This window comes from Seohaeicola sp. (assembly GCF_048006315.1).
GTDB lineage: Bacteria > Pseudomonadota > Alphaproteobacteria > Rhodobacterales > Rhodobacteraceae > Seohaeicola.
The window spans coordinates 3,954,906-3,978,067 of sequence record NZ_CP180350.1 but is presented as its reverse complement, the minus strand read 5'-3'; the positions used below and the strand labels follow the sequence as shown (position 1 = coordinate 3,978,067).

The 23,162-nt window shown below is 65.0% G+C and carries 21 protein-coding genes and 2 tRNA genes; 7 read left to right on the top strand and 16 right to left on the bottom strand.

What is annotated here, in order from left to right; all coding sequences use genetic code 11:
- The first annotated feature begins 10 nt into the window (after window positions 1-10).
- Window positions 11-577, top strand: a complete 567-nt coding sequence (gene ilvN / locus ACMUJL_RS19660; protein WP_068293160.1) for an acetolactate synthase small subunit — start codon at window positions 11-13, stop codon at window positions 575-577.
- A 55-nt stretch (window positions 578-632) separates the two neighbouring features.
- On the opposite strand, the gene ACMUJL_RS19655 is transcribed toward ilvN, so the two are convergent.
- The 7 genes from ACMUJL_RS19655 to ACMUJL_RS19625 form a co-directional block, all read right to left on the bottom strand.
- The gene (locus ACMUJL_RS19655) at window positions 633-1,406 is read right to left on the bottom strand and encodes a DUF2189 domain-containing protein (protein WP_375571536.1); all 774 of its coding nucleotides are present in this window, start codon (window positions 1,404-1,406) and stop codon (window positions 633-635) included.
- Window positions 1,407-1,470: 64 nt separating this feature from the next.
- A complete protein-coding gene (locus tag ACMUJL_RS19650; RefSeq protein WP_416914416.1) occupies window positions 1,471-2,901 on the bottom strand; it encodes an amidase in 1,431 nt (476 codons plus the stop codon).
- A gap of 66 nt (window positions 2,902-2,967) precedes the next feature.
- Complete coding sequence (gene prfB, locus ACMUJL_RS19645) at window positions 2,968-4,095, bottom strand: peptide chain release factor 2 (protein WP_375571540.1); 1,128 nt, start codon at window positions 4,093-4,095, stop codon at window positions 2,968-2,970.
- A 114-nt stretch (window positions 4,096-4,209) separates the two neighbouring features.
- Entirely contained in the window at window positions 4,210-6,750 is a 2,541-nt protein-coding gene (locus ACMUJL_RS19640) for a penicillin-binding protein 1A (RefSeq protein WP_416914415.1), read from the bottom strand.
- Window positions 6,751-6,854: 104 nt separating this feature from the next.
- Window positions 6,855-8,108, bottom strand: coding sequence for an N-acetylmuramoyl-L-alanine amidase (locus ACMUJL_RS19635; protein ID WP_416914414.1), 1,254 nt, complete (start codon window positions 8,106-8,108; stop codon window positions 6,855-6,857).
- Between the two features lie 92 nt (window positions 8,109-8,200).
- Window positions 8,201-9,055: an alpha/beta hydrolase family protein gene (locus ACMUJL_RS19630; RefSeq protein WP_375571544.1), complete on the bottom strand. Its 855-nt coding sequence runs from the start codon at window positions 9,053-9,055 to the stop codon at window positions 8,201-8,203.
- On the bottom strand, window positions 9,052-10,203 hold the full coding sequence (locus tag ACMUJL_RS19625) for a pyridoxal phosphate-dependent aminotransferase (RefSeq protein ID WP_375571546.1): 1,152 nt from the start codon (window positions 10,201-10,203) through the stop codon (window positions 9,052-9,054). Before ACMUJL_RS19625 ends, ACMUJL_RS19630 begins: the two co-directional genes overlap by 4 nt.
- 60 nt (window positions 10,204-10,263) lie before the next feature.
- Here ACMUJL_RS19625 and ACMUJL_RS19620 point away from each other — a divergent pair, with 60 nt between their 5' ends.
- Genes ACMUJL_RS19620 through ACMUJL_RS19610 form a run of 3 tightly spaced genes read left to right on the top strand, consistent with a single transcriptional unit; the run spans window position 10,264 to window position 12,912 of the window.
- The gene (locus ACMUJL_RS19620; protein ID WP_375571548.1) at window positions 10,264-11,604 is read left to right on the top strand and encodes a M48 family metalloprotease; all 1,341 of its coding nucleotides are present in this window, start codon (window positions 10,264-10,266) and stop codon (window positions 11,602-11,604) included.
- A 5-nt stretch (window positions 11,605-11,609) separates the two neighbouring features.
- Window positions 11,610-12,371, top strand: coding sequence for a DsbA family protein (locus tag ACMUJL_RS19615; RefSeq protein WP_068293228.1), 762 nt, complete (start codon window positions 11,610-11,612; stop codon window positions 12,369-12,371).
- Between the two features lie 16 nt (window positions 12,372-12,387).
- The gene (locus ACMUJL_RS19610) at window positions 12,388-12,912 is read left to right on the top strand and encodes a disulfide bond formation protein DsbA (RefSeq protein ID WP_375571550.1); all 525 of its coding nucleotides are present in this window, start codon (window positions 12,388-12,390) and stop codon (window positions 12,910-12,912) included.
- A gap of 5 nt (window positions 12,913-12,917) precedes the next feature.
- On the opposite strand, the gene ispG is transcribed toward ACMUJL_RS19610, so the two are convergent.
- The 3 genes from ispG to hemA all read right to left on the bottom strand — a co-directional run bounded on the left by ispG (window position 12,918) and on the right by hemA (window position 16,714).
- The gene (ispG, locus tag ACMUJL_RS19605) at window positions 12,918-14,057 is read right to left on the bottom strand and encodes a flavodoxin-dependent (E)-4-hydroxy-3-methylbut-2-enyl-diphosphate synthase (protein WP_375571552.1); all 1,140 of its coding nucleotides are present in this window, start codon (window positions 14,055-14,057) and stop codon (window positions 12,918-12,920) included.
- 100 nt (window positions 14,058-14,157) lie between these two features.
- Window positions 14,158-15,378: a helix-turn-helix domain-containing protein gene (locus ACMUJL_RS19600; RefSeq protein WP_375571554.1), complete on the bottom strand. Its 1,221-nt coding sequence runs from the start codon at window positions 15,376-15,378 to the stop codon at window positions 14,158-14,160.
- Window positions 15,379-15,490: 112 nt separating this feature from the next.
- The gene (gene hemA / locus ACMUJL_RS19595; RefSeq protein ID WP_375571556.1) at window positions 15,491-16,714 is read right to left on the bottom strand and encodes a 5-aminolevulinate synthase; all 1,224 of its coding nucleotides are present in this window, start codon (window positions 16,712-16,714) and stop codon (window positions 15,491-15,493) included.
- 293 nt (window positions 16,715-17,007) lie between these two features.
- On the opposite strand from hemA, the gene ACMUJL_RS19590 reads away from it, so the two are divergent.
- Both ACMUJL_RS19590 and ACMUJL_RS19585 read left to right on the top strand, forming a co-directional pair.
- Window positions 17,008-18,384, top strand: a complete 1,377-nt coding sequence (locus tag ACMUJL_RS19590) for a M20/M25/M40 family metallo-hydrolase (protein ID WP_416914413.1) — start codon at window positions 17,008-17,010, stop codon at window positions 18,382-18,384.
- A complete protein-coding gene (locus ACMUJL_RS19585) occupies window positions 18,381-19,250 on the top strand; it encodes an alpha/beta fold hydrolase (RefSeq protein ID WP_375571560.1) in 870 nt (289 codons plus the stop codon). The genes ACMUJL_RS19590 and ACMUJL_RS19585 overlap by 4 nt, the downstream gene beginning before the upstream one ends.
- Window positions 19,251-19,256: 6 nt before the next feature.
- Here the strand turns inward: ACMUJL_RS19585 and ACMUJL_RS19580 are convergent, their stop codons facing one another.
- On the bottom strand, window positions 19,257-20,132 hold the full coding sequence (locus tag ACMUJL_RS19580; RefSeq protein WP_375573822.1) for a glycosyltransferase family 2 protein: 876 nt from the start codon (window positions 20,130-20,132) through the stop codon (window positions 19,257-19,259).
- 88 nt (window positions 20,133-20,220) lie between these two features.
- Between ACMUJL_RS19580 and ACMUJL_RS19575 the strand changes: the two genes are divergently transcribed.
- Window positions 20,221-20,982, top strand: a complete 762-nt coding sequence (locus ACMUJL_RS19575) for a hypothetical protein (RefSeq protein ID WP_375571562.1) — start codon at window positions 20,221-20,223, stop codon at window positions 20,980-20,982.
- On the opposite strand, the gene ACMUJL_RS19570 is transcribed toward ACMUJL_RS19575, so the two are convergent.
- From ACMUJL_RS19570 to ACMUJL_RS19550, 5 genes are all read right to left on the bottom strand, one after another.
- Window positions 20,973-21,191 (bottom strand): RND transporter, encoded by a 219-nt coding sequence (locus ACMUJL_RS19570; protein ID WP_068294551.1) that lies wholly within the window; start codon window positions 21,189-21,191, stop codon window positions 20,973-20,975. The two genes, ACMUJL_RS19575 and ACMUJL_RS19570, sit on opposite strands and share 10 nt — an antisense overlap.
- Window positions 21,192-21,217: 26 nt before the next feature.
- A tRNA-Asp gene (locus ACMUJL_RS19565) sits at window positions 21,218-21,294 on the bottom strand.
- 30 nt (window positions 21,295-21,324) lie between these two features.
- Window positions 21,325-21,401 (bottom strand) — tRNA-Asp (locus ACMUJL_RS19560).
- 106 nt (window positions 21,402-21,507) lie between these two features.
- The gene (locus ACMUJL_RS19555; protein WP_375571564.1) at window positions 21,508-22,446 is read right to left on the bottom strand and encodes a pirin family protein; all 939 of its coding nucleotides are present in this window, start codon (window positions 22,444-22,446) and stop codon (window positions 21,508-21,510) included.
- A gap of 97 nt (window positions 22,447-22,543) precedes the next feature.
- Window positions 22,544-23,101, bottom strand: a complete 558-nt coding sequence (locus tag ACMUJL_RS19550) for a MarR family winged helix-turn-helix transcriptional regulator (protein WP_416914412.1) — start codon at window positions 23,099-23,101, stop codon at window positions 22,544-22,546.
- Window positions 23,102-23,162 lie beyond the last annotated feature (61 nt).

Sequence of the window (23,162 nt, the reverse complement as noted above, 5' to 3'; positions counted from 1 at the left end):
GACCAAGACCATGTCTGCACTACAGATCAAGAAGGGCTCGACCAAGCATTCGGCCTATAACCTGCGGCCCAACTTCTCGGATGTAGAAGAACGCCACACCCTGGCGGTGATTGTCGATAACGAGGCGGGCGTTCTGGCCCGCGTGATCGGGCTGTTTTCCGGGCGCGGCTACAACATCGAAAGCCTGACCGTGGCCGAGATCGACCATGCCGGACACCTCAGCCGCATCACCATCGTGACCACCGGCACGCCGCAGGTGATCGAACAGATCAAGGCGCAGCTGGGCCGGATCGTGCCCGTCCACGAGGTGCATGACCTGACGGTCGAAGGTGCCTCGGTCGAGCGTGAGCTGGCGCTGTTCAAGGTCGAAGGCACCGGCGACAAGCGGGTCGAGGCGCTGCGTCTGGCCGATATCTTCCGCGCCAATGTGGTGGACAGCACCCTGTCGAGCTTTGTGTTCGAAATCACCGGCGCGCCCGAAAAGATCGACGCCTTCGCCGAACTGATGCGGCCCCTGGGCCTGCTGGAAGTGGCGCGCACCGGTGTCGCCGCCCTGTCGCGCGGCGGCGCGGCCTGACAAGATCAACCATTAACGAAAAGGCGCGTGGGCACAGGGCCTTGCGCGCCTTTTTTCATGCAGTCTGGGTCACCAGCCGGTAAAGATGCCAGGTCGCATGCCCCAGCAGCGGCAGCACCAGGAACAGCCCCAGAAAGCCCGGCAGCATCGCCGCGAAAGTCAGCCCCGCGATCAGCGCGGCCCAGGCCAGCATCGGCACGGGATTGGCCAGCACGAACTGGAAACTGGTGATCATGGCGGTCACGAAATCCACCTCGCGCTCAAGGAGCAGTGGCAGGGCGATCACCGTGATCATGTAGAGAAGCATCGCGAAAATGCCGCCCACCACCGTGCCCACGGCCAGCATCGCCATGCCATTCGGCGTCAGGAACACCCCGTAAGAGCTTGATATATTGGTCATCGTGGACAGGCCCAGGAACAGGGCAAAGATCATATGCGCCAGGAAGAACCAGAACAGGAAGACCATGATGATGATCGCGCAAATCGAGGGCAGTTGCCGTCGCGATTGCCGCCAGACCACGCTGAGGATCTCGGACATGATCAGCGGGCGGCCCTGTTCGATCCGGCGGCTGACATCGTAAAGCCCCACGGCGGCGAAAGGGCCGACCAGCGGAAAGCCCACGGCGGCAAAGACCAGCCAATAGGTCTTGCCCGTGGCCCATGTGATAGCCGCCAGAACAAGCCCCAGCGCCACGTAGACCGAGGCGAAGAACAGACCGTAAAGCGGCGCGCGGCGCATGTCCGACCAGCCACGCCTGAGCGCCTCGGTCAGCGTTGCAAAGCTGACCGCCCCGATATCGGGCAGTCCTTCCTTGGGCGTATCCGGCATGGTCCCTCCCCGTCACATTCCGGTATCTGCGGATGAGACCCGCAAATGCCGCGAAAAGCAAGCCTCAGGACAGCGCGGGGGGTCTTTGGTTCGGCCAGTCGGTGGCGCGGTGCCAGGCCTGCGCCAGTTGCAAAAGCCCCGCATCGTCGCCGTGGCGGCCGAAAATCTGCATCCCCATGGGCAGGCCCGCGCCGGGACCACCCGCCGCGCCAAAGCCTGCAGGCACGCAGACGGCGGGCAGACCGATCAGGCTGACGGGGATCACGACCTCCATCCAGCGGTGATAGGTGTCCATCGGCTGACCTGCGATATCCTTGGGCCAGTCCCATTCCACCGGGAAGGGCCATAGCTGCGCCGAGGGCAGCACAAGCGCGTCATATGTGTCGAACAATTCGGCGGCCTTGGCATACCAGCGCGAGCGGGTCAGGCTGGCACGGTGGATCTGCAACGGGCTCAGCGACAGACCTGTCTCGATTTCCCAGATCGCCTCGGGTTTCAGAAGCTTGCGCTTGACCGGATCGGAATAGCTCGCATCAAGTCGGCCGAGATTGGCAAAGGCGCGCAGGGCCACCCAGCTGTCCCAGATCTCGGAGGCGCTGAACGGCGCATCGACCGCCTCGACGATACAGCCCATGTCGCTGAAACCCGTCAAAGCCCCCTCGATCAGCGGCAGGATCCCCGGCTCCATCGGATAGGCCCCGCCCCAACTGCCCAGCCAGCCGATGCGGCGGCCTTTCACATCGGCGTCGATCCCGTCCAGATAGCCCTGTTTCGGCAGGCCGAAGGGCACGCGGGGGTTGGGGCCGGCCTGCACTTCAAGCAGAGCGGCCATGTCGCGCGGGCTGCGCCCCATCGGCCCCAGCGTGGCCAGCGGATGCAGGAAGGTATCGCCCACCGGATCAGCAGGGATACGGCCCCAGCTGGGGCGCATCCCGTAGACATTGCACCAGCCGGCAGGGTTGCGCAGCGATCCCATCATGTCGGACCCGTCGGTCACGGACAGCATGCGCGCCGCCAGCGCCGCCGCCGCCCCGCCGGAGGACCCGCCCACCGTGCGCCCGCTGTCATAGGGGTTGTATGTCGCGCCATGCACCGGGTTGAAGGTGTGACTGCCCAGCCCGAATTCGGGCGTGTTGGTCTTGCCGATGAAAAGCCCGCCCGCGCTGCGCATCCGGGCGACCATCCCGCAATCGGCAACGGGAACATTCCCGGCAAAGGCCGGCGATCCCATCGAGGTCGGCAACCCCGCCACATCGGCCAGGTCCTTGACCGCCAGCGGGATCCCATGCAGCCAGCCCTTGCGCGGGGCGTCGTCGGCGGCGCGCGCCTCGGCCAGCAGGGTATCGGCGTCGCGCAGGCTGACCACGGCATTTACGCCCGGATTGACCCGTCCGATCTGATCCAGCGTCGCCTGCATCAGCTCGACCGCGCTGATCTGGCGCGTCTCCAGCATCGACGACAGCTCCAGCGCGTCGCGATTTATCAGATCGTCCATCGGAAACCCTCCCTGCCCCTCTGCAGATCAGTTTCGACAGATAACTTGTGAAGGATCAAGCGGTATTCAGCCCTCGGCCTGCGCCTCGGCGCGGCTCTTGCCCGAGACATCCATCGCCAGCGTCGCGGCCATCAGCCCGTCCAGATCACCGTCCAGCACGCCTGCGGTATCCGAGGTCTCGTAGCCGGTGCGCAGATCCTTGACCATCTGGTAGGGCTGCAGGACGTAGGACCGTATCTGGTTGCCCCATCCGGCCTCGCCCTTGGCGGCATGCGCCTCGTTGATGGCGGCGTTGCGCTTGTCCAGCTCCAGCTGGTAGAGGCGCGATTTCAGCGCCTTCATGGCGATGTCGCGGTTCTGGTGCTGGGACTTTTCGGAACTGGTCACGACGATCCCCGTGGGAATATGCGTGATCCGCACCGCCGAATCGGTGGTGTTCACATGCTGCCCGCCCGCGCCAGACGACCGGTAGGTGTCGATGCGGATGTCATTGGGGGCAACTTCGATTTCGATGTTGTCATCCACGACCGGATAGACCCAGACCGACGAGAACGAGGTATGCCGCCGCGCCGCGCTGTCATAGGGGCTGATGCGGACAAGGCGGTGCACACCCGATTCCGATTTCAGCCAGCCATAGGCATTGTGACCCGAGATCTTGTAGGTGACCGATTTGATCCCCGCCTCTTCGCCCGGGCTTTGGGACTGCATCTCGACCTTGTAGCCCTTGCTTTCGGCCCAGCGGACATACATCCGCGCCAGGATGCTGGCCCAGTCGCAGCTTTCGGTGCCGCCCGCACCCGCGTTGATTTCCAGAAACGAGTTGTTCCCGTCCGCCTCGCCATCCAGCAGCGCTTCCAGCTCCTTCTCGGCGGCCTTGGCCCTGAGCGCCTTCAGCGCGGCCTCGGCATCGCGGACGACCTCGGCATCGTCCTCCATCTCGCCCAGTTCGATCAGGTCGATATTGTCCTGCAATTCCTGCGCGATCCCCTTGACCGTGTCGATCGCATCGACAAGGTTCTGACGGTCCCGCATCAGCGCCTGCGCCTTTTCGGGATCGTCCCAGAGGGTCGGATCCTCGACACGGGCGTTGAATTCCTCAAGCCGATGGGGGGCCATCTCCCAATCCATGCGCTGGCGCAGCAGCTCCAGCGATTTCTGGATCTCGGCAATCGTGTTCTGAACCTCGGCGCGCATGGGTCTTCCTGCTGGATGGATCACGTGGATAAGCGGATCGGATGATCACCCCGCCTGATAGACCAGCCATCGCGCCGGGGCAAGCGTGGGGCCCGGATCGGGCCGCTGTAAACGCTAGTAGAGGCCGCCCGATGACACGGTGCCGAAATCGGCCTTCGGCCCGACGGTGGCGGTCTGCCCGGTCGATGTGGTCACCTGCCGACCAACGCGGGCCTGCGCTTCCTGCACCAGGGGCAGGTTCGATCCCATGGCGAAACCACCATCGAACATCACGCCAAACACAGGCTCTTCACCATCGCGGAAATATTCCGCCACGACGAAATCGCCGGTGGCATCGTCCGGCAGGGGCGCACCGGTGAAACGGTCGATCTTGATGAAACGCCCGCCCGGCGGAACGATGAAGGGGCCGCCACCATATTTCTTGGTCGCTTCCTGCATGAATTCCTGAAACACCGGGCCGCACATCCCCCCGCCCGAGGCGCCACGGCCCAGCGGGCGCGGCTGATCGTAACCGATATAGCAGCCCGCCACGATATTGCTGGTAAAGCCCACGAACCACACATCCTTGGCATCGTTCGTCGTGCCGGTCTTGCCCGCGACAGGCACGCTGAGACCCACGGTCCGCGCGGCGGTGCCGCGTTCGACCACACCCGTCATCATCGACGTCAGCTGATAGGCCGTGATCGCGTTCATCACCCGCTCGCGGTTGGTGTCGATCCGGGGGGCCTGCCCTTGCGGGATGCCGGGCACCAGGCAATCGACGCAGTTGCGCTGATCATGGCGATAGATCGTGCGCCCGAAACGGTCCTGCACCCGGTCCACAAGGGTCGGCAGCACCCGTTCGCCGCCATTGGCGAACATCGCATAGGCGGCGACCATCTGGAACAGGGTGGTTTCCTCGGACCCAAGCGAGTTTGCCAGGAACCGGCCCATGTTGTCATAGACGCCGAATTTCTCGGCATAGTCGGCGACGATGTCCATCCCCACTTCCTGCGCAAGGCGGATGGTCATCAGGTTGCGCGACTGTTCGATGCCTGTCCGCAGCGGCGTGGGGCCGTAATACTGGTTCGAGGAGTTGCGCGGACGCCAGAGGCCCTGCGGCGTGTTGATCTCGATCGGGGCATCGACGACGATCGTCGCCGGGCTGTAACCGCTGTCCAGTGCTGCGGCATAGACAAAGGGCTTGAAGCTCGAGCCGGGCTGACGGCGCGCCTGGGTGGCGCGGTTGAACACCAAATCCTGGTAGCTGAAGCCGCCCTGCATGGCGATCACGCGGCCCGTGTTGACGTCCATCGCCATGAAACCGCCCTGCACCTCGGGCACCTGGCGCAGGCTCCAGCGCACGAAACTGCCGTCGCTGTCGGATGTGATGGCGCGCACCAGCACGATATCACCCACCTCCAGCAGGTCGGAAGGCACCTGCGCGCGGCGCGCCAGCTTGCCATCGGGCAAGAGCTTGCGCGCCCAGGTCACGTCGTTCGCCGTGATCACATGGGTATCGCCCGGCTGATCCTCGATCCCCAGACGGGCCTCGTTGCCCGACAGTTCCAGCACTACGGCGGGATACCATCGCCCGTTCAGGTCGATGTCGCGCGGCACCTCGATCTTTTCCAGCGCGGTCCACCACTCGGCCATCTCTTCGGGCGGCAGCTTGCGCCCGGTGCCACGCCAGACCCCGCCTTCACGGTCATAGGTTTCCAGCGCCCGGCGCAGCGCGCGGGCGGCATCGACCTGCATGTCGGGGTCGATCGTGGCGCGCACGGTCATGCCGCCGGAAAAGAATTCATCCTCGCCGAAATCGACCGACAGCTGACGCCGGATCTCGTCGGTGAAATAGTCGCGCGGCGGCAGGGCCGCGCGGAACGTCTCGAAGTCACCCGCCTGCACCGAGCGCAGCGGCATCGCCACCTCGGCCTGATAGACCGCTTCGGTCAGATATCCGTTCTCGAACATCTCGCGCAGCACGAAATTGCGCCGCGCCAGCAGGCGGTCGGCCCGCCGGACCGGATGATAATCCGACGGCGCCTTGGGCAATGACGCAAGGAATGCGGCCTCATGCGGGGCCAGGTCGCGCAGGGGCTTGTTGAAATAGGTCAGCGCCGCGGCTGTCACGCCATAGGAGTTCTGGCCAAGGAAAATCTCGTTCAGATAAAGCTCGAGGATGCGTTCCTTGCTCAGCGTCTCTTCAAGGCGCGTGGCAAGGATGATTTCCTTGATCTTGCGCTCGGCGGCGCGTTCGCCCCCCAGAAGGAAGTTCTTCATCACCTGCTGCGTGATGGTGGAGGCGCCACGCACATCCTTCCCGCGCGAGGCGACAGCGTCATAGACCGCCGCCGCGATGCCGCGCGCGTCATAGCCCTTGTGGATGTAGAAATTCTTGTCCTCGGCCGAGATGAAGGCCTGCTTGATCAGGTCGGGAATCTCGGCGGCCGGGGTGAACAGGCGGCGTTCCTTGGCGAATTCGTCGATGATCCGCCCCTCGGCCGAATAGATGCGGCTGATGGTGGGGGGCGTGTATTGCGCCAGGCTTTCATGGCTGGGCAGGTCGCGGCCGTAGATATAGAAAACCGCACCGATGCTGACCGCCACGGCGAAGATGCCGAGCGTCACGAAGGTGAATACCCCGCCAAGGGTGGAAAGGATAAATCTGATCACACGGCGCCTCTGAACATGTCGCCCCACTCTATACCCGTCCACCGCGACAGGGTCAAAACAAGAACCCGCGACGACTGGCGGCGATCCGCCCGCCATCCCAGGGTCTATTGCCGCACCAGATCCGACAGGATCGCATCCTCGGCCACCCAGAGGGTCAGCCCCTCGCGGATCGCCTCGGCCATCCGCAGCCGCCATGCCGGATCGCGCAGGTTCTTCAGGTCGCGCGGGCTGGACAGGAACCCCACCTCCAGCAGGATCGACGGGATATCGGCCGCCTTGAGCACCGAAAAGGCCGCGCGCCGCACCGGGCGGCTGTTGAGGGGCAATTCCGCCCCGCCTATCCCCGCAACCAGCGCCAGCGCCAGCCGTTCGGCGCGGGGTTGCGTTTCCTGCCGGGCCAGGTCCATCAGGATGCCCGCCACCTGATCGTCCTGCCCTGTCAGGTCGATGCCGGCCAGCAGGTCATCGCGGTCATGCCGTTCCGCCAGCGTGGCCGAAGCCGCATCCGAGGCGCTGTCGGACAACAGATGCACCGTCGCGCCATGGGCCTGCCCCTCGGACAGTGCATCCGCATGCAACGAGATGAAGACCTGCCCCCCCATCGCATGGGCCAGCGCCACCCGCCGGTCCAGCGAGACGAAACTGTCATCCGTACGCGTCAGCACCACCTCGAAATTGCCGTCGCGCACCAGCACGTCCTGCAATTCCCGTGCGAAGGTCAGCATCAGTTCCTTCTCGGACAGCCCGTCGCGTTCCGCGCCCGGATCGATGCCGCCATGGCCGGGGTCCAGCACCACGACCAGCGGCCCCTCGCCCACGCGTGGCCGCGCGGTACGGTCGACGGGTTCCGGCGCAGGCAGATCGAAGGCCGGATCATGCGGCGCGCCCGACAGGGCCGCGAACTCTTCCGCACTTGCCGCGCGCAGCACGATGCGCAGCCGCGCCGCGCCGCTATCGGGCAGGATCCGCAACCCCGCCTGATCCAGCACAAGGGGCCTTGCCAGATCCAGCACCATCCGCGACCAGCCGGGCCGTACCGCGCCGAACCGCAGGCCGCCAATCGCCTCGGCCTGCCCCAGCGCCTCTGGCGTGATCCCCTGCCAGTCCACTTCGCGGAAATCCAGCACAAGGCGGCGCGGCACATCGCCCGCAGCCTCCAGCGTATAGGCGCGGTAGGGCACGCCCTGCGACAGCGCCAGATCCAGCGTCACGCGGTCCTCGGCCTGGGTCAGGCGGCTCTGGGCCGCATCTACACGCGCCAGCGCGTTGAAATCGGCGGATTGGGCCTGCGCCACGGCGGCCAGCCCCATCGCCCATAGCAGCGCAACCGCTGCAATCACCTTCACTATTCTGCTCATCCATCGCCTCTGGCCAGTTCATCCGGCTCTGCCGGCAGACTATCAGATTTGCCGTATATCGGAAGACCGCTTTGGCACCAGTGAGGCCGGTGTCAGTTCAGGCATCCCAGCGATCCGGCCTGCGCGGTCAGAAACGCCAGCACGGCGGCACGGCTGTCACGATGGTTCAGCACGAAATGATCGGGGGCGGCATGGATCAGCGGGGCCGGCCGCCCTGCCCCCGCCAGCCGCGTGACGATGGATCGAACCATGATGTCCGATGGCCAGACCCGATCATCCGGCGCATAGGCCAGAAACAAGGGCGCCACGATCCGGTCGACCGGGATCGCGGCTGCGGCAACGGCAGTCTCGTCCTCAAGCGCCCGCATGTGCATCTCGCGGTAGCCGGACAGGCCCAGCACGCCGCGCAGGGTCGCGGGATTCAGGACAGGATAGGGCACGAAGGGCAAGGGCACATCGCCGCGTCGCCATGACGACTGACGGCGCGGGGAAATCCGGCTGGACTGGAACACCACATGCGCGGGCACCAATGCCGCCACAGCCGTCAGGCGCGGATTATCGGCCGCCAGCAACAGCGCCAGTTCGCCCCCTTTGGATGCACCAAGCACAAACAGACAGCGCGCATCCACGACCGGGTCTGTCGCCAGCGCGGCGATCAGATCGTCGAACGGGTCCAGTGCGATCCGGTCCAGGTGCCGCGGCGTTCCGGGCGCACCGAAATAGGCCACCCTGACCACGTGAAACCCGGATGCGCGCAGGCTGACCGTCATCGGATGGCCTGCCCCGAACCGCCCCCCTTCGGACCCGCCCAACATGATCACCGCAGGGGCGCGCTGCGGCATCGGGTCCACTTCGACAGCTATTGCATCCGCCGGCAAGGCCGGGGACCGGTCGGCAACGGCAAGGCCCGCAAACAGGGCAAACACAAGAACGAAGGCTGACTTCAAAGATGACCCTTCCCCTGCATGAACCGTTCCAGCCGGGCCAGCCCCTCGATGATATCCGCCGTGGCGCGCGCGTAGGAAAACCGCAGCGTCCCGCCCCCGCGCACGGGGTCGAAATCCAGCCCCGGCGTTACGGCCACGCCCGCCTTTTCAAGAATTTCCGCAGCAAAGGCGCGGCTGTCATCGGTCAGGTGGCTGACATCGGCATAGACGTAGAAGGCCCCGTCCGGCGGCGCGATCCGGTCAAATCCGGCCTTTGGCAGACCCTCCAGCATCAGGCGGCGGTTCTCGCGGTAGATATCCATGTTGGCCTGCAATTCATCATCGCAATCCATCGCCGCCAGTGCGGCGATCTGGCTGGCATGGGGCGGGCAGATGAACATGTTCTGCGCGATCCGTTCGATCACCCGCACATGGTCGGGCGGCACCACCATCCAGCCCACGCGCCAGCCCGTCATGCTGAAATACTTGGAGAACGAGTTGATCACATAGACGTCGTCGCTGATCTCAAGCGCGGTCACGGCTTTCGCCTCGTATTCGATGCCGTGATAGATCTCGTCGCTGATGAAGGCGGCACCTGCCCCATGGGCGGCATGGATCAGCGCCGACAGCGCGTCGCGGTCCAGCATCGTGCCGGTGGGATTCGCGGGCGAGGCCACCATCAGCCCGGCCAGGTCCATCCCTGCGAAATCGGCGGCAACCGGCTGGAACCGGTTTTCGGCCGACGTGGGCAGATCGACCGGCTGCAGCCCCAGCGCGCGCAGGATCTGGCGGTAACTGGGATAGCCCGGTGCGCCGATGCCGACCTTGTCGCCACTGTCGAACAAGGCCGTGAAGGCCAGGATGAAGCCCGCCGACGACCCCGAGGTGACAACCACCCGCGCGGGATCCAGATCGATGCCGTACCATTGCCCGTAAAGCTGCGCGATGCGGGCCCGCAGGGCCGGCAGCCCCAGCGCCACGGTATATCCCAGCGCATCGGTCTGCATGGCCCGCGCCAGCGCATCCCGCGCCCCTTGCGGCGCGGGCGTTCCCGGCTGGCCGACCTCCATGTGGATGATGTGGCGGCCTGCGGCCTCGGCGGCGCGCGCCGCCTCCATCACATCCATCACAATGAAGGGATCGACCGCCCCGCGCCTTGAGTTTCGCATCGCTTCTTTCCTATGCTGCCCGTTGAGGCGGCAATTCACAGGGAAATGGCGGGCAGGTCAATGCAGAGGCGCGAACGGCAGCTTGGACATCTGATCGCGACGGCGGTGATCTGGCTGGCGATGACCCTGCAGGCCGGGGCCGCGACGCTGATCCGCGATGCCGATATCGAACATGCCCTGTCCGAACTGGCGCGCCCCGTGCTGCAGGCGGCGGGGCTGTCGCCCAATTCCGTGCGGGTGCTGGTCATCCAGGACGATACGCTGAACGCCTTCATCGTCGACAACAATCACATCTTCATCCATTCGGGCCTTCTGTTGCGTATGAAGACCGCCGCGATGCTGCAATCGGTTATCGCCCATGAGGCCGCCCATATCGCCAACGGTCACATGGCGCGGCGGGCGCAGAACCTGCAGCGGGCCAATACCATCTCGGGGCTGGGCGTGGCCCTTGCCGCCGCCGCGGCCGCCGCCTCGGGCCGGGGCGATGCGGCGGCGGGGCTGGGGCTTGGCGTCAGCGGGTCGGCGCAGCGCATCTTCATGTCCCATACAAGGGCCGAGGAAAGCGCCGCCGACAGCAACGGGTTGCGCTACATGGAGCGGGCGGGCCTTGATCCGCAGGGTTTTTCCGACGTGCTGAGCATATTTCGCGGGCAAGAGGTTCTGTCACAGGGCCGTCAGGACCCCTACGCCCGCACCCATCCGCTGTCGCGTGATCGTCTGCGCGCGGTCGAGGCCTATATCCAGGCGCGGCGCGGCGAGGTGCGCAGCGATCCCGATGCCGCCTACTGGTTCGCGCGCATCAACGGCAAGCTGTCGGCCTTCCTGCGCGCGCCGCGCTGGACACTGGACCGTCTGGATCAAAGCGGCACCGCCGATATCGCCCTGATGCGCGAGGCCGTGGCATGGCACCGCACGCCAGACCCCGCCCGCGCCATCGCCGCCGCCGACCGTCTGGTGGCCATGCGGCCAAGCGATCCTTTCGTGCATGACCTGCGCGGCCAGATCCTGCTGGAAAGCCGGCAGTTCCAGGCCGCCGTTGCCGCCTATCGGCAGGCCGCCACTCTGGCCCCGCGCAATGCGCTGATCCAGGCAGGCTATGGCCGCGCGCTGCTGGCCGCCGGACAGCCCAAGGCCGCGCTGGACCCGCTGAGCGCGTCGCGCGACCGGGATTTCCGCAATGCCGCGATGCTGCGCGACCTGGCCGTGGCCTATGCCAGGACCGGCCAGGAAGGAATGGCCGCGCTGGTAACGGCGGAACGCTTTGCCCTGCAAGGCCGCCTGCCCGATGCGCTGATCCACGCCAATCGGGCCACGGGCCTTTTGCCACGGGGATCAGCCCCTTTCAATCGCGCGCAGGATGTGGTCTTTGCCGCCGAAGCCGCCGCCAAACAACGGAGATGATTTTCATGACGCACCCTTTTCGCGCTGCAACCTTCGGGGCGGCTGTCGCTTTCCTGGCCCTGACCGCCCCGGCGCAAGCCTTTGACATCACCAACATGTCCGACCCCGAGCGCAGCGCCCTGCGTGACGAGATCCGCGCCTATCTGCTGGACAATCCCGAAGTCATCATGGAGGCGGTCGCCATCCTCGAACAGCGCCAGGCCCAGGCACAGGCCATGGGCGACGTCGAAATGGTCCGCGCCAATAGCGATGCGCTGCTGAATGACGGGCATTCCTGGGTGGGTGGCAATCCCGATGGTGATATCACCCTGATAGAATTCACCGACTACCGCTGCGGTTTCTGCCGCCGCGCCCATCCCGAGGTGGAGCAACTGCTGGAATCCGACGGCAATATCCGCTTCATCCTCAAGGAATTCCCGATCCTGGGCGAAGAGTCGGTGCTGTCCTCGCGTTTTGCCATCGCGGTCAAGCAGATCGCGGGCGACGACGCCTACAAGGCGGCGCATGACATGCTGATCGGCTACCGGGGCAACATCACCCCCGAGGCGCTGGAACGCATGGCAGGCGAGCTGGATCTGGACGCAGGCGCGGTCATGGCGCGCATGACCAGCGACGAGGTCACGCAGGTGATCGCGGCCAATCACGCATTGGCGGGCCGTCTGCAGATCAGCGGTACGCCCACCTTCGTGCTGGAGGATCAGCTGCTGCGCGGCTACATGCCCCTTGCCGACATGCAGCGCCTTGTCGCCGAAGCCCGCAAGGACTGAGGCGGGACAGGCCGACATGACCGGGCACGCCTTCCGGGCAAGCGCGGCGGCCATCGCCGCGTGCCTGTCGGTCGCGCTGCAAGCCCGCGCCGATACCCCGGCATTCACCCCGCAGGACCGTGCCGCCCTTGGGGCCGAAATCCGCAGGCTTTTGCTTGATGAACCCGAACTGGTTACGCGCGCCCTCACGCCACCATCGGCCTATGAGCAGGCGGTCTCGGACGATATCGCGCGGCTGGACCGGCTGGCACCGCGCCTTTTCGATCCCGCGCATGAGGGCTTCGGACCGGCCACGGCCGAAAGGCGTATCGCCCTTTTCACCGCAGAGGATTGCGCCGATTGCGACCGCGCGGCGGCGGACCTGCGCACCATGGCGGAAACCCATGACCTGCGCGTGACCCTGTTCCGGCTGTCAGAGCAGGATGCCGCGGCCCTTGCCGCAGAGCTGGAACTGACGGACCTGCCCGCCTATGTCCTGCCGCGGATGATGCTGCAGGGCCATATCCCGCCGGTTGTGCTTGAACGCTACCTGACCCGCTAACCGCGCTATTCGGCGGCTTCGGACGCGGCCTCGGCCTTCTTCTCGGCCTCGATCGCCTCGGCGCGTTTTTCGACCTGTTCGACGATATGTTCGATCATGCCGTCATTGCCCAGCTTGTGGCTTTGCTTGCCCGCCAGATAGACCATGCCGGACCCTGCCCCGCCACCGGTGAAACCGACATCGGTCATCAGCGCCTCGCCTGGCCCGTTGACCACGCAGCCGATGATCGACAGGCTCATGGGCGTCTTGATGTGTTCCAGCCGCTTTTCAAGGATCTCGACGGTCTTGATCACGTCAAACCCTTGCCGCGCGCAGGACGGGCACGAGATGATGTTGACGCCGCGATGGCGCAGGCCCAGCGACTTGAGGATCTCGAACCCGACCTTGACCTCCTGCACCGGATCGGCGGACAGGGACACGCGGATCGTGTCGCCGATGCCCATCCACAGCAGGTTGCCCAGACCGATGGCGGACTTGATCGTGCCGGACACGAAACCGCCCGCCTCGGTGATGCCCAGATGGATCGGCGCATCCGTTGCCTCGGCCAGTTGCTGATAGGCGGCGGCTGCCATGAACACGTCCGAGGCCTTCACGCTGATCTTGAACTCGTGAAAATCGTTGTCCTGCAGGATCCTGATGTGATCCATGCCGGATTCCACCATCGCATCGGGGCAAGGCTCGCCGTATTTGTCCAGCAGGTGCTTTTCCAGCGACCCCGCGTTCACACCGATCCGGATCGAACAGTTGTTGTCACGCGCGGCCTTGATCACCTCGCGCACGCGGGCGGCATCACCGATGTTGCCGGGATTGATCCGCAGGCAGGCGGCCCCTGCCTCGGCGGCCTCGATCCCGCGTTTGTAGTGGAAATGGATATCCGCCACGATCGGCACATCGACCTCGCGCACGATCTGGCGCAGCGCGCGCGAGCTGTCCTGATCCGGCACGGACACGCGCACGATGTCGGCCCCTGCTTCGGCCGCCGCATTGATCTGCGCCACGGTTGCCGCCACATCGGTGGTCAGCGTGTTGGTCATCGTCTGCACCGAGATCGGCGCATCGCCCCCCACGGCCACACGCCCCACATGGATCTGGCGGCTTTTGCGGCGATAGATATTGCGCCAGGGGCGGATGTGATTGAGAGACATGGAATTTCCTGTTCACGCGCGGCGCATCATCGCCTGTTGGCGTGATCATACCGCGCGACAGGCTGCGCCGCAATCGTCCCACAGCGCCAATCGGTGCGGATCAGTCGGTGACGGTCACGGCCTGCTGGGCCTCGGCCACGGTGCGGGCCAGATCCACATCGGTCTGAAGGTCCGCAACCTCGTAGGTCGCGGTTACATGATCAACCGACAGTTCGACATTCGAGGTCACCGTGCCACGCGGGCCGACCGGGCCGTAATGCTGACCGTTCACCGCGAAATAGACCGAACCGGATTCGCCTACCCGCAGCAGCGCGGGATCTTCCGTCGGCGGCACGGCATAGCGGTCGCCCGCCTCCATGATCCCTTCGAAGATCACCGTTCCATCGGCGGCGTTCACACGAACCCATGCGGACCGCACGGCCACCATCTCGACCCCAGGGGCCGGATCGGCAACGACCTGCGGCATCTGCGGGCCGAACGGCAGGGGCGCGCTGGCATCGGGCTCGATCGCGGCAAGGCTGCGCTCGTTCGGGGCGCGATCCGCGAAGGCGCCCACCGTCGAAGGGTCGATCGTTGCGATCGGTGCGTCGCGGGCGACCAGCACCGGCACATCAAGCGCCTGCGGGCGGTACATCCGCGACAGCGCGTCATTGCGCGCGGCCACGCTGTCGGCGGCGGCGAAACTGTCGGTGCCCGTGCCGGCGCGCGGGGCTGCGGGTGCCGCCTGAAGCGGATCAAGATCGCTCAGCACATCGGGGGTATTCTCGACCGGGGCGAAGGTCACGCGCTGCACCTCGTTCAGCACCGACCAGCCGCCATAGCCGATCGTGCCGATCAGCATCAGCAGGACCAGCGTCGATCCCACGGCGCGCGGTTCGATCTGGCTGAAAAATGCATCCTTGGCCGGGGCGAAGGGCGTCGTCGGCGCCGCGAAAGGATCGCGCACGCTGGGCGCCTGCCGGGCCACGGGCGCCTTGCGCGCCGAGGATGCCGCCTCCGACATGCCATGTGCCGTGGAAAAGCCGCTTTCGGCGCAGAAGGCCGCAAAGGCCTGATCGGGGTCCATGTTCAGGTAGCGCGCGTAAGAGCGCACGTAGCCCGCGATGAAACCGGGGGTGTCAAAGGCAGAGGGATCGCAATTCTCGATCGCCGCGATATAGGCGGCACGGATCCGCAATTCGCGCTGCACATCCAGAAGCGATTTGCCCATCGTTGCGCGCTCGCCGCGCATCAGGTCACCCAGACGCAGATCGTAATCGTCGAAGCCCTTCGGCTCGACAACCTTTTCCTCGACCTTTCGGGTGAATCTGCGCCCGATCATGCCCGCTGCCCCGTTGCTTGAGGTTTCAGACTCGCACCATCCCCGATTCGAGTCTCACTCTTTCTTGAGCTAACGGTAACACAGCACAAGCACATTTACACTCTATCGATAATCAGGCGCTCATTTCGGCGCGATTCAGCGCACAGTGCGACCACAACGCGTCCATGGCGTGCACAAGGCGGTCCATCTCCTTGGGTCCATGCACCGGCGAGGGCGTGAAGCGCAGCCTTTCGGTGCCGCGCGGCACGGTCGGGAAGTTGATCGGCTGGACATAGATGCCGTAGCCGTCCAGCAGCATGTCCGACAGCTTCTTGGTATGCACCGGGTCGCCCACGATCACCGGCACGATATGGCTGCCATGGTCGATGATCGGCAGCCCCAGCCCCTTGAGCCGGGTCTTGAGGATCTTCGCCTGCGTCTGGTGCTGCTCGCGCAGGGCATGATCGCGCTTGAGATGCGCCACCGACGCCGCGGCCCCCGCCGCGATCGCGGGCGGCAGCGAGGTGGTGAAGATGAAGCCCGGCGCGTAGGAGCGGATCGCGTCGCACATCTTGGCCGAGGCCGCGATATAGCCGCCCATCACGCCGTAGGCCTTGGCCAGCGTGCCGTTGATGATGTCCAGCCGGTGCATCAGCCGGTCGCGTTCCGCCACCCCGGCGCCGCGCGGGCCGTACATGCCCACGGCATGGACCTCGTCGATATAGGTCAGCGCGCCGAATTCGTCGGCCAGATCGCAGATCGCCTCGATCGGGCCGAAATCGCCATCCATCGAATAGACCGATTCGAAGGCGATCAGCTTGGGCGCTTTCGGATCGTCGGCGGCCAGCAGCTCGCGCAGATGGGCCACGTCATTGTGGCGGAAGATGCGCTTGGCCCCACCGTTGCGGCGCACGCCCTCGATCATCGAGGCATGGTTCAGCGCATCCGAATAGATGATCAGGCCGGGGAACAGCTTGGGCAGCGTGCTCAGCGTGGCATCATTGGCGATATAGGCCGAGGTGAACAGCAGCGCCGCTTCCTTGCCATGCAGGTCGGCCAGTTCCTTTTCCAGCCGCTTGTGCCAGACCGTCGTGCCCGAGATGTTGCGCGTGCCGCCCGATCCCGCACCGGTCGCATCCAGCGCCTCGTGCATCGCGGCCAGAACCGCCGGGTGCTGCCCCATGCCCAGGTAATCATTGCCGCACCAAACGGTGATCGGCGCCTCCGTTCCATCGGGCTTGCGCCACACGGCATGCGGAAAATGCCCGCGCTGACGCTCGATATCGATGAAGGTGCGGTAACGGCCTTCCTTGTGCAGGTTGTTGATCGCCTGATCCAGCTGGGCTGAATAATCCACCGGCATCCCCCTTCTTTCGTCTTGACCCGCCAGGGCGGGACGGCCCCGAGGCCCATATAGCCAATTTGGAATGGATATAGTTTCAGACCATTCCATGCAACAGGTTACAAATTGCCGCTGCCGCGCCGCTTTGATCTGCATCAAGGGGATAGCACCTTCAACGCTGCTTTCCAGTGCCCGTGGGACCATGGGCGCAAAGGGTCGCACCTGGTCTCTGGACAGCGGGATCAGGCCTGCTACGGTCTGCGGCAAATGCCCCGCACCGGGCGCAAGACTGCACGGAAAGGACCCCTATGCCGCTGAAAGACGTACTTGCCCGCATCGACGCGGACCTGCCGGCCGCGACCGATCGTTTGCTGGACCTGCTGCGCGTCCCCTCGATCTCGACCGACCCGGCCTTCAAGGCCGATTGCCAGACCGCGGCCGAATGGCTGGTCAGCGATCTGGCCAGCATGGGAATCACCGCCAGCGTCCGGCCCACGCCGGGCCATCCGATGGTGGTGGGCCATGTCGATGGTCCCGAAAACAGCCCGCATGTTCTGTTCTACGGCCACTACGACGTGCAGCCTGTCGATCCGCTGTCGCTGTGGCATTCGGATCCGTTTGATCCACGCGTCGAGGATACGCCCAAGGGCAAGGTGATCCGCGGGCGCGGGGCGGCCGATGACAAGGGCCAGCTGATGACCTTCCTCGAGGCCTGCCGCGCCTGGAAGGCCGTGAACGGCAGCCTGCCCTGCCGCATCACCTTCCTGTTCGAGGGCGAGGAGGAATCAGGCTCTCCGTCCCTCATCCCCTTCCTGCGCGACAATGCCGACGAGCTGCGTGCGGATGTGGCGCTGATCTGCGACACCGGCATGTTCCAGGACACCTCGCCCGCGATCATCACCATGCTGCGCGGCATGGCGCGCGAGGAATTCACCATCCACGCCGCCACGCGCGATCTGCATTCGGGCATGTATGGCGGCCCCGCGATCAACCCGATCCGCGTGCTGACCCGCATCCTGGGCGGTCTGCATGACGATCATGGCCATGTCACCGTGCCGGGTTTCTATGAAGGCGTCCCCGAACTGCCCGACGCGATCCGCGCGCAGTGGCAGAACCTGGCCTTCGATCACGCGACCTTCCTGGGCGATGTGGGCCTGTCGCAGCCCGCGGGCGAGGATGACCGCACCCCGCTGGAAATGATCTGGTCGCGCCCGACGGCGGAGATCAACGGCATATGGGGCGGCTATACCGGCGAGGGGTTCAAGACCGTGCTACCGGCCGAGGCCCATGCCAAGATCAGCTTCCGCCTGGTCGGCCAGCAGGATCCCGACGCGATCAGCCGCAATTTCCGCGACTGGGTGACGGCACAACTACCGCCCGATTGCCGCGTGGAATGGAAGGAACTGGGCGGCGCTGCCGCAAGCCAGATGCAGATCGACCATCCCTTGTTCGAACAGACCCGCCACGCCCTGACCGAGGAATGGGGCACGCCCGCCTCTTATGTCGGCTGCGGCGGCTCGATCCCGATCGCAGGTTATTTCCAGTCGATCCTGGGCATGGAATCGATCCTTGCGGGTTTTGGTCGCGACGATGACCAGATCCATTCCCCGAACGAGAAATACGACATGGAATGTTTCCACAAGGGCATCCGCAGCTGGGCGCGGGTTCTGGATAAACTGTCATGATATCAGGTTTTTCCGAAGCGATCTTCAACAACGACGGCGTCGATGTGGCCTATGGTGCGGGCGGCGACGGCGCGCCGCTTGTGCTGCTGCACGGCTTTCCCCAGACACGGGCCATGTGGGCGCATATTGCGCCCGCGCTGGCGCAAGGGCGGCGCGTGATCTGCCCCGACCTGCGTGGCTATGGCAAATCCGGCAAGCCAGTCGATGTGGCCGATTACAGCTTTCGCGCCATGGGCGGCGACATCCTGGCGCTGATGGATCATCTGGGCCATGACCGGTTCGACCTTGTGGGGCACGACCGGGGCGCGCGCACCGCGCACCGGATCGCGCTGGATGCGCCCGAGCGGGTGAACAGCCTGACGGTGATGGATATCATCCCCACCCACATGCTGCTGACGCAACTTTCATACCAGGTTGCAAAAGCCTATTATCACTGGTTTTTCCTGGCACAGCCCGAACCCTTTCCCGAAACCATGATCGGGGCGGACCCGGATTTCTACTACCATTCCTGCCTGCTGGGATGGGGCGGTGCCACGCTGGAGGATTTCGATCCCGCGCAGCTGGCCGCCTATCGCGCATCATGGCGTGACCCCGACACGATCCGGGGCATGTGCAACGATTACCGCGCCGCGATCCAATACGATCTGGCGCTGGACGGGGCGGACCTTGACCGCCGCGTGACCTGCCCGACACTGGTCCTTTACGGGGCCGACGGAGCCATGGCGCGGGCCTATGACGTGCCGGCCACCTGGGCCGACCGCTGCACCGACCTGCGGACAGGCACCGTGCCGGGCGGGCATTTCTTCCCGGACACCGCGCCGCAAGACACATTGGCCGCGCTGCGCGCCTTTCTGGACCGGGGCTGACCCGGTTCAGACCACGCCGACGAACCGTTCCGGCAAGATGAACTGCTGCTTGTAATCCGGCCTGTCGAAACAATAAAATCCCGTATCGCCACGCGGGCGAAAGCTGCGGCGCATCTTGCGGCGATAGGGGGTCATGTCGAAACCCTCGACCATGTCCAGACCGGCGAACGCCTCGAAGACCGCGCGATCCTCGCCGCGCGCCTCGGCGAACCAGTGCCGTCCGATGGCGGTGTCCTTCACATCGCCGCCCACCTCGGCCGTGGTGGCATTGCGGCGGTCCATCACCTCGGCATAGGCCGAGAAATCGCAGAATTTCAGATGCAGCAGATAGAGCTCATCCGGCGCATGCAGCTTGGCATACTGGGTGTAATGCCCGCCCCGCGCGATCTTGGTCCCGGTCGAGACGATGCAGGGTTTGGAATAATGCGGCGCCACGCGTACATGGCGTCGCGGACCGATGATCCGGTCGGTGACCGGATCGGGCTCCTGGTCGATGCGGTGGATCACTTCCAGCCCAAGCGGGGTTATCACCTGTTTTTCGGGCGTTACGGCAAGGTATTCAAGCAGATTTTGCCCCTTGGCGGGATCAATCACCACCAGTTCATCGACATCCCCGACGATCACATGGCTGTAATAGGATTTCAGCCCCGCCACCAGATTGTTCAGAAGCCGCCAGCGCTTCATGTCGAAATTCTTGTGAGGATCGCCCGGTATCCCGATGATATTGCAGCCTTTCGCCAGATCGTTGACGATATCGCCGCGCCCGTGATTGACCACGTAGCAATTCTCGCGCCCGAACAGGCCGCCATAGTGGCGCAACCACGCATTCAGAAAGAACGCATCATCCCGCACCATGGTCACGGCTGCCGCAACTGTCTGCATCACTGAACCTCACCTGCACTTGCCCATGCCTTGTTTAGCCTGTTTGCTAAGCCGTGAGAATCGTTAAAAAGCAACTGGACCGTAACCCGTGGCAGGAAAGACCGACATGATCCCGGCCGATTTCGCCACGACCGGCCTGCATGTCCGCGGCAATGGAACGCGCCCCACCCGTTTTCAGGTTCTGGGCGAACGCAGTTCGGGCACCAACTACGTCAAGCGCCTGCTGGGCAAGAACACCGCGCTGAAACCGACCGAGGCGCTGGGATGGAAACACGCCCATAGCCACGCAAGGCCGGTGCCCGAGGACCTGGCCCTGATCTGCGTGGTGCGCCATGCGGTGCCCTGGATGCTGTCGATGCACGCGAAACCCTGGCACTGCACGCCCGCCATGCAGGCGCTGGAGTTTCCCGCCTTCATCCGCGCGCCGTGGGACACGATCTTTGACCGCTCGCGCTATTTCAACGTGCCCACCCGCGTGATCGGCCGCCCGCTCAAGCCGGATCTGAATCCCGCCACCGGCGCGCCCTATCCCGACCTGATCGCGCTGCGTCAGGGCAAGCTGCGCAGCCTGCTGGCCCGTGGCGATACCGGGTGCACCTTCGTCCTGCTGCGCATGGAAGAGGCCGTGGCCCGCCCCGGCGAGGTCTTGCAGGCGATCTGCGCAGGGCTGGACGTGGCACCGCCCAGGACGCCGCTGCGCCGCGTGGTCAACCGTCTGGGCGCAAAGTTCCTGCCCGCCATCCCCGACAGGCCCGCCACCCCAAAGACCCTGCCCCCCGAGGATCTGGAATGGTTGCGTAACCGCCTGGATCTGCAGCAGGAAGCGGCCCTTGGATACAGCTACGACTGACGTAGGCCGCGCCAGCCCTTCAGCAGCGCCAGCAGCCAGGGCAGCGCATGCCAGAGCATGTCGAAGATATCGATGGGACGCGCCAGATCACCGGCCATCAGCATCTTGAGCTTTTCCCACAGATGCGGTTCGGGCACGAAGGGCGCCAGCCCCAGCGTCAGGCACAGCACGGCCACGATGGGCCAGCTGATCTTGTCAAGAAATGCCATGACGCAACCTGCGAAACGAAAGAAAATGGCGCGGTTGACGGGGCTCGAACCCGCGACCCCCGGCGTGACAGGCCGGTACTCTAACCAACTGAGCTACAACCGCGCATTGCGCTTCGGGATCAAGGGACAGCGATGGCGCGGTTGACGGGGCTCGAACCCGCGACCCCCGGCGTGACAGGCCGGTACTCTAACCAACTGAGCTACAACCGCTCGCTATCCGCAAGGTCTCCCAAGCGTGAGAGGCTACTTATGCGGTCCATCCCGCCCCGTCAACAACGATTTACCCAAAAAGCGACAGCCCGCGGAACGGCACGGATCACCGTTCCGGAAGGGGGATATGTTCCGCATCGTCACCCGGCGGCAGGCGGAAGCGGCCATGCGCCCAGTCACCTTCGCGCCACGCCTCCTTGGCGGCCTCGATGCGTTCCTTCGACGAGGCCACGAAGTTCCACCAGATATAGCGGGGCCCCTCCAGCGTCTCGCCGCCCAGCAGCAGCAGGCGCGCCCCCTGCGGCCCGGCCTTGACACTGATCCGGTCACCGGGGCGAAACACCATCATCCGGCCCGCATCAAAGCTTTGGCCTGCCACTTCGACCTGCCCCTGCAGCACATAGACGCCCCGATCCTCGTGATTGTCCGGCAAGGGAATCGCCGCACCGGGCTGCAGCACGGCATCGGCATAGAACATCTCGGACGGGGTCTTGATCGGCGCGCGCGCGCCCCAGGCATCGCCAAGGATCAGGCGCAGGCTTTTGCCTTCGCCCTCAAGCAGGGGCAGCGCCGCCTGCGGTGCATGCGCGAACCCCGCCGCGCCATCCTCGGCCCCCTTGGGCAGAGCCACCCATGTCTGGATCCCCAGCAGGCTGTGCGGGGCGCTGCGGATCTCGCCATCCGTGCGCTCGGAATGGGTGATGCCATCGCCCGCCACCATCCAGTTGACAGCCCCCGGCGTGATCCATTGATCGGTGCCAAGGCTGTCGCGGTGATGGATCTGGCCTTTCATCAGATAGGTGACTGTCGCCAGCCCGATATGGGGATGCGGGCGCACGTCGATCCCCTGCCCGGTCACGAATTCCGCGGGCCCCATCTGATCGAAGAAGATGAAAGGCCCCACCATCCGGCGGCGCGGCGCAGGCAGGGCGCGGCGCACCTCGAACCCGCCAAGATCGCGGGCGCGCGGCACGATCACGGTCTGGATGGCGTCAACGTCATCACCGGTCGGGCAATGGGGATCAAGGGCGGGGTTCCAGCTCATGTTCGGCCTCTTTCGCAAGGGATCAACGATGGCCAGAGGTTAAGCATTTGCATGAACGCACGATACACCCACAATCGGGCATATTGTGTGCAAATTCTCACATACTCGCGGCGCGCGATTTATCCGCTTGAGGCAGCGCTTCGGCGGTTTCGGCATTCATCAGACCGGCCACCCGCTCCAGTGCGGCCATGAGCATCAACTGTTCCCAATCTGGCAGACGTTCGAAACGGTCGCTGAAAGCGGCGTAAAGCGGGTTGGGCGCATTCGCCAGCAGCCTGCGCCCTTCTTCGGTCGCGGTCACGCGGATCAACCGGCGGTCCTGCACGCTGCGGCGGCGGGTCACAAGCCCCCGCGCCTCGAGCTTGTCGATCAGAGATGTGATCGTGGCCTGGCTGACGCCGGACCGGCGGGCGATTTCCTTGGGGGTCGTCCGGTCGTCTTCGGCGACGATTTCCAAGACGATCATCTGCGCCAGCGTCAGGCCCGTCCGCCGCGCCAGCGCGCGCGCATTCGTGTCCGTGACATGCATGATGCGGCGCAAGGTGATGAGGGCGGATTCGGAACGGCTGGTCATGTCGATACCCCAAGTGGACGGCGCGCCATTCTGGACGGAACCCTGCGCAGCTTCAAGGATATCGTTTGACTGACGAAGCATAATGCTTCCCCCTTTATATTCGGTTATCGAAGTATTTTTCCATGCGTCACGCAGAGATGCA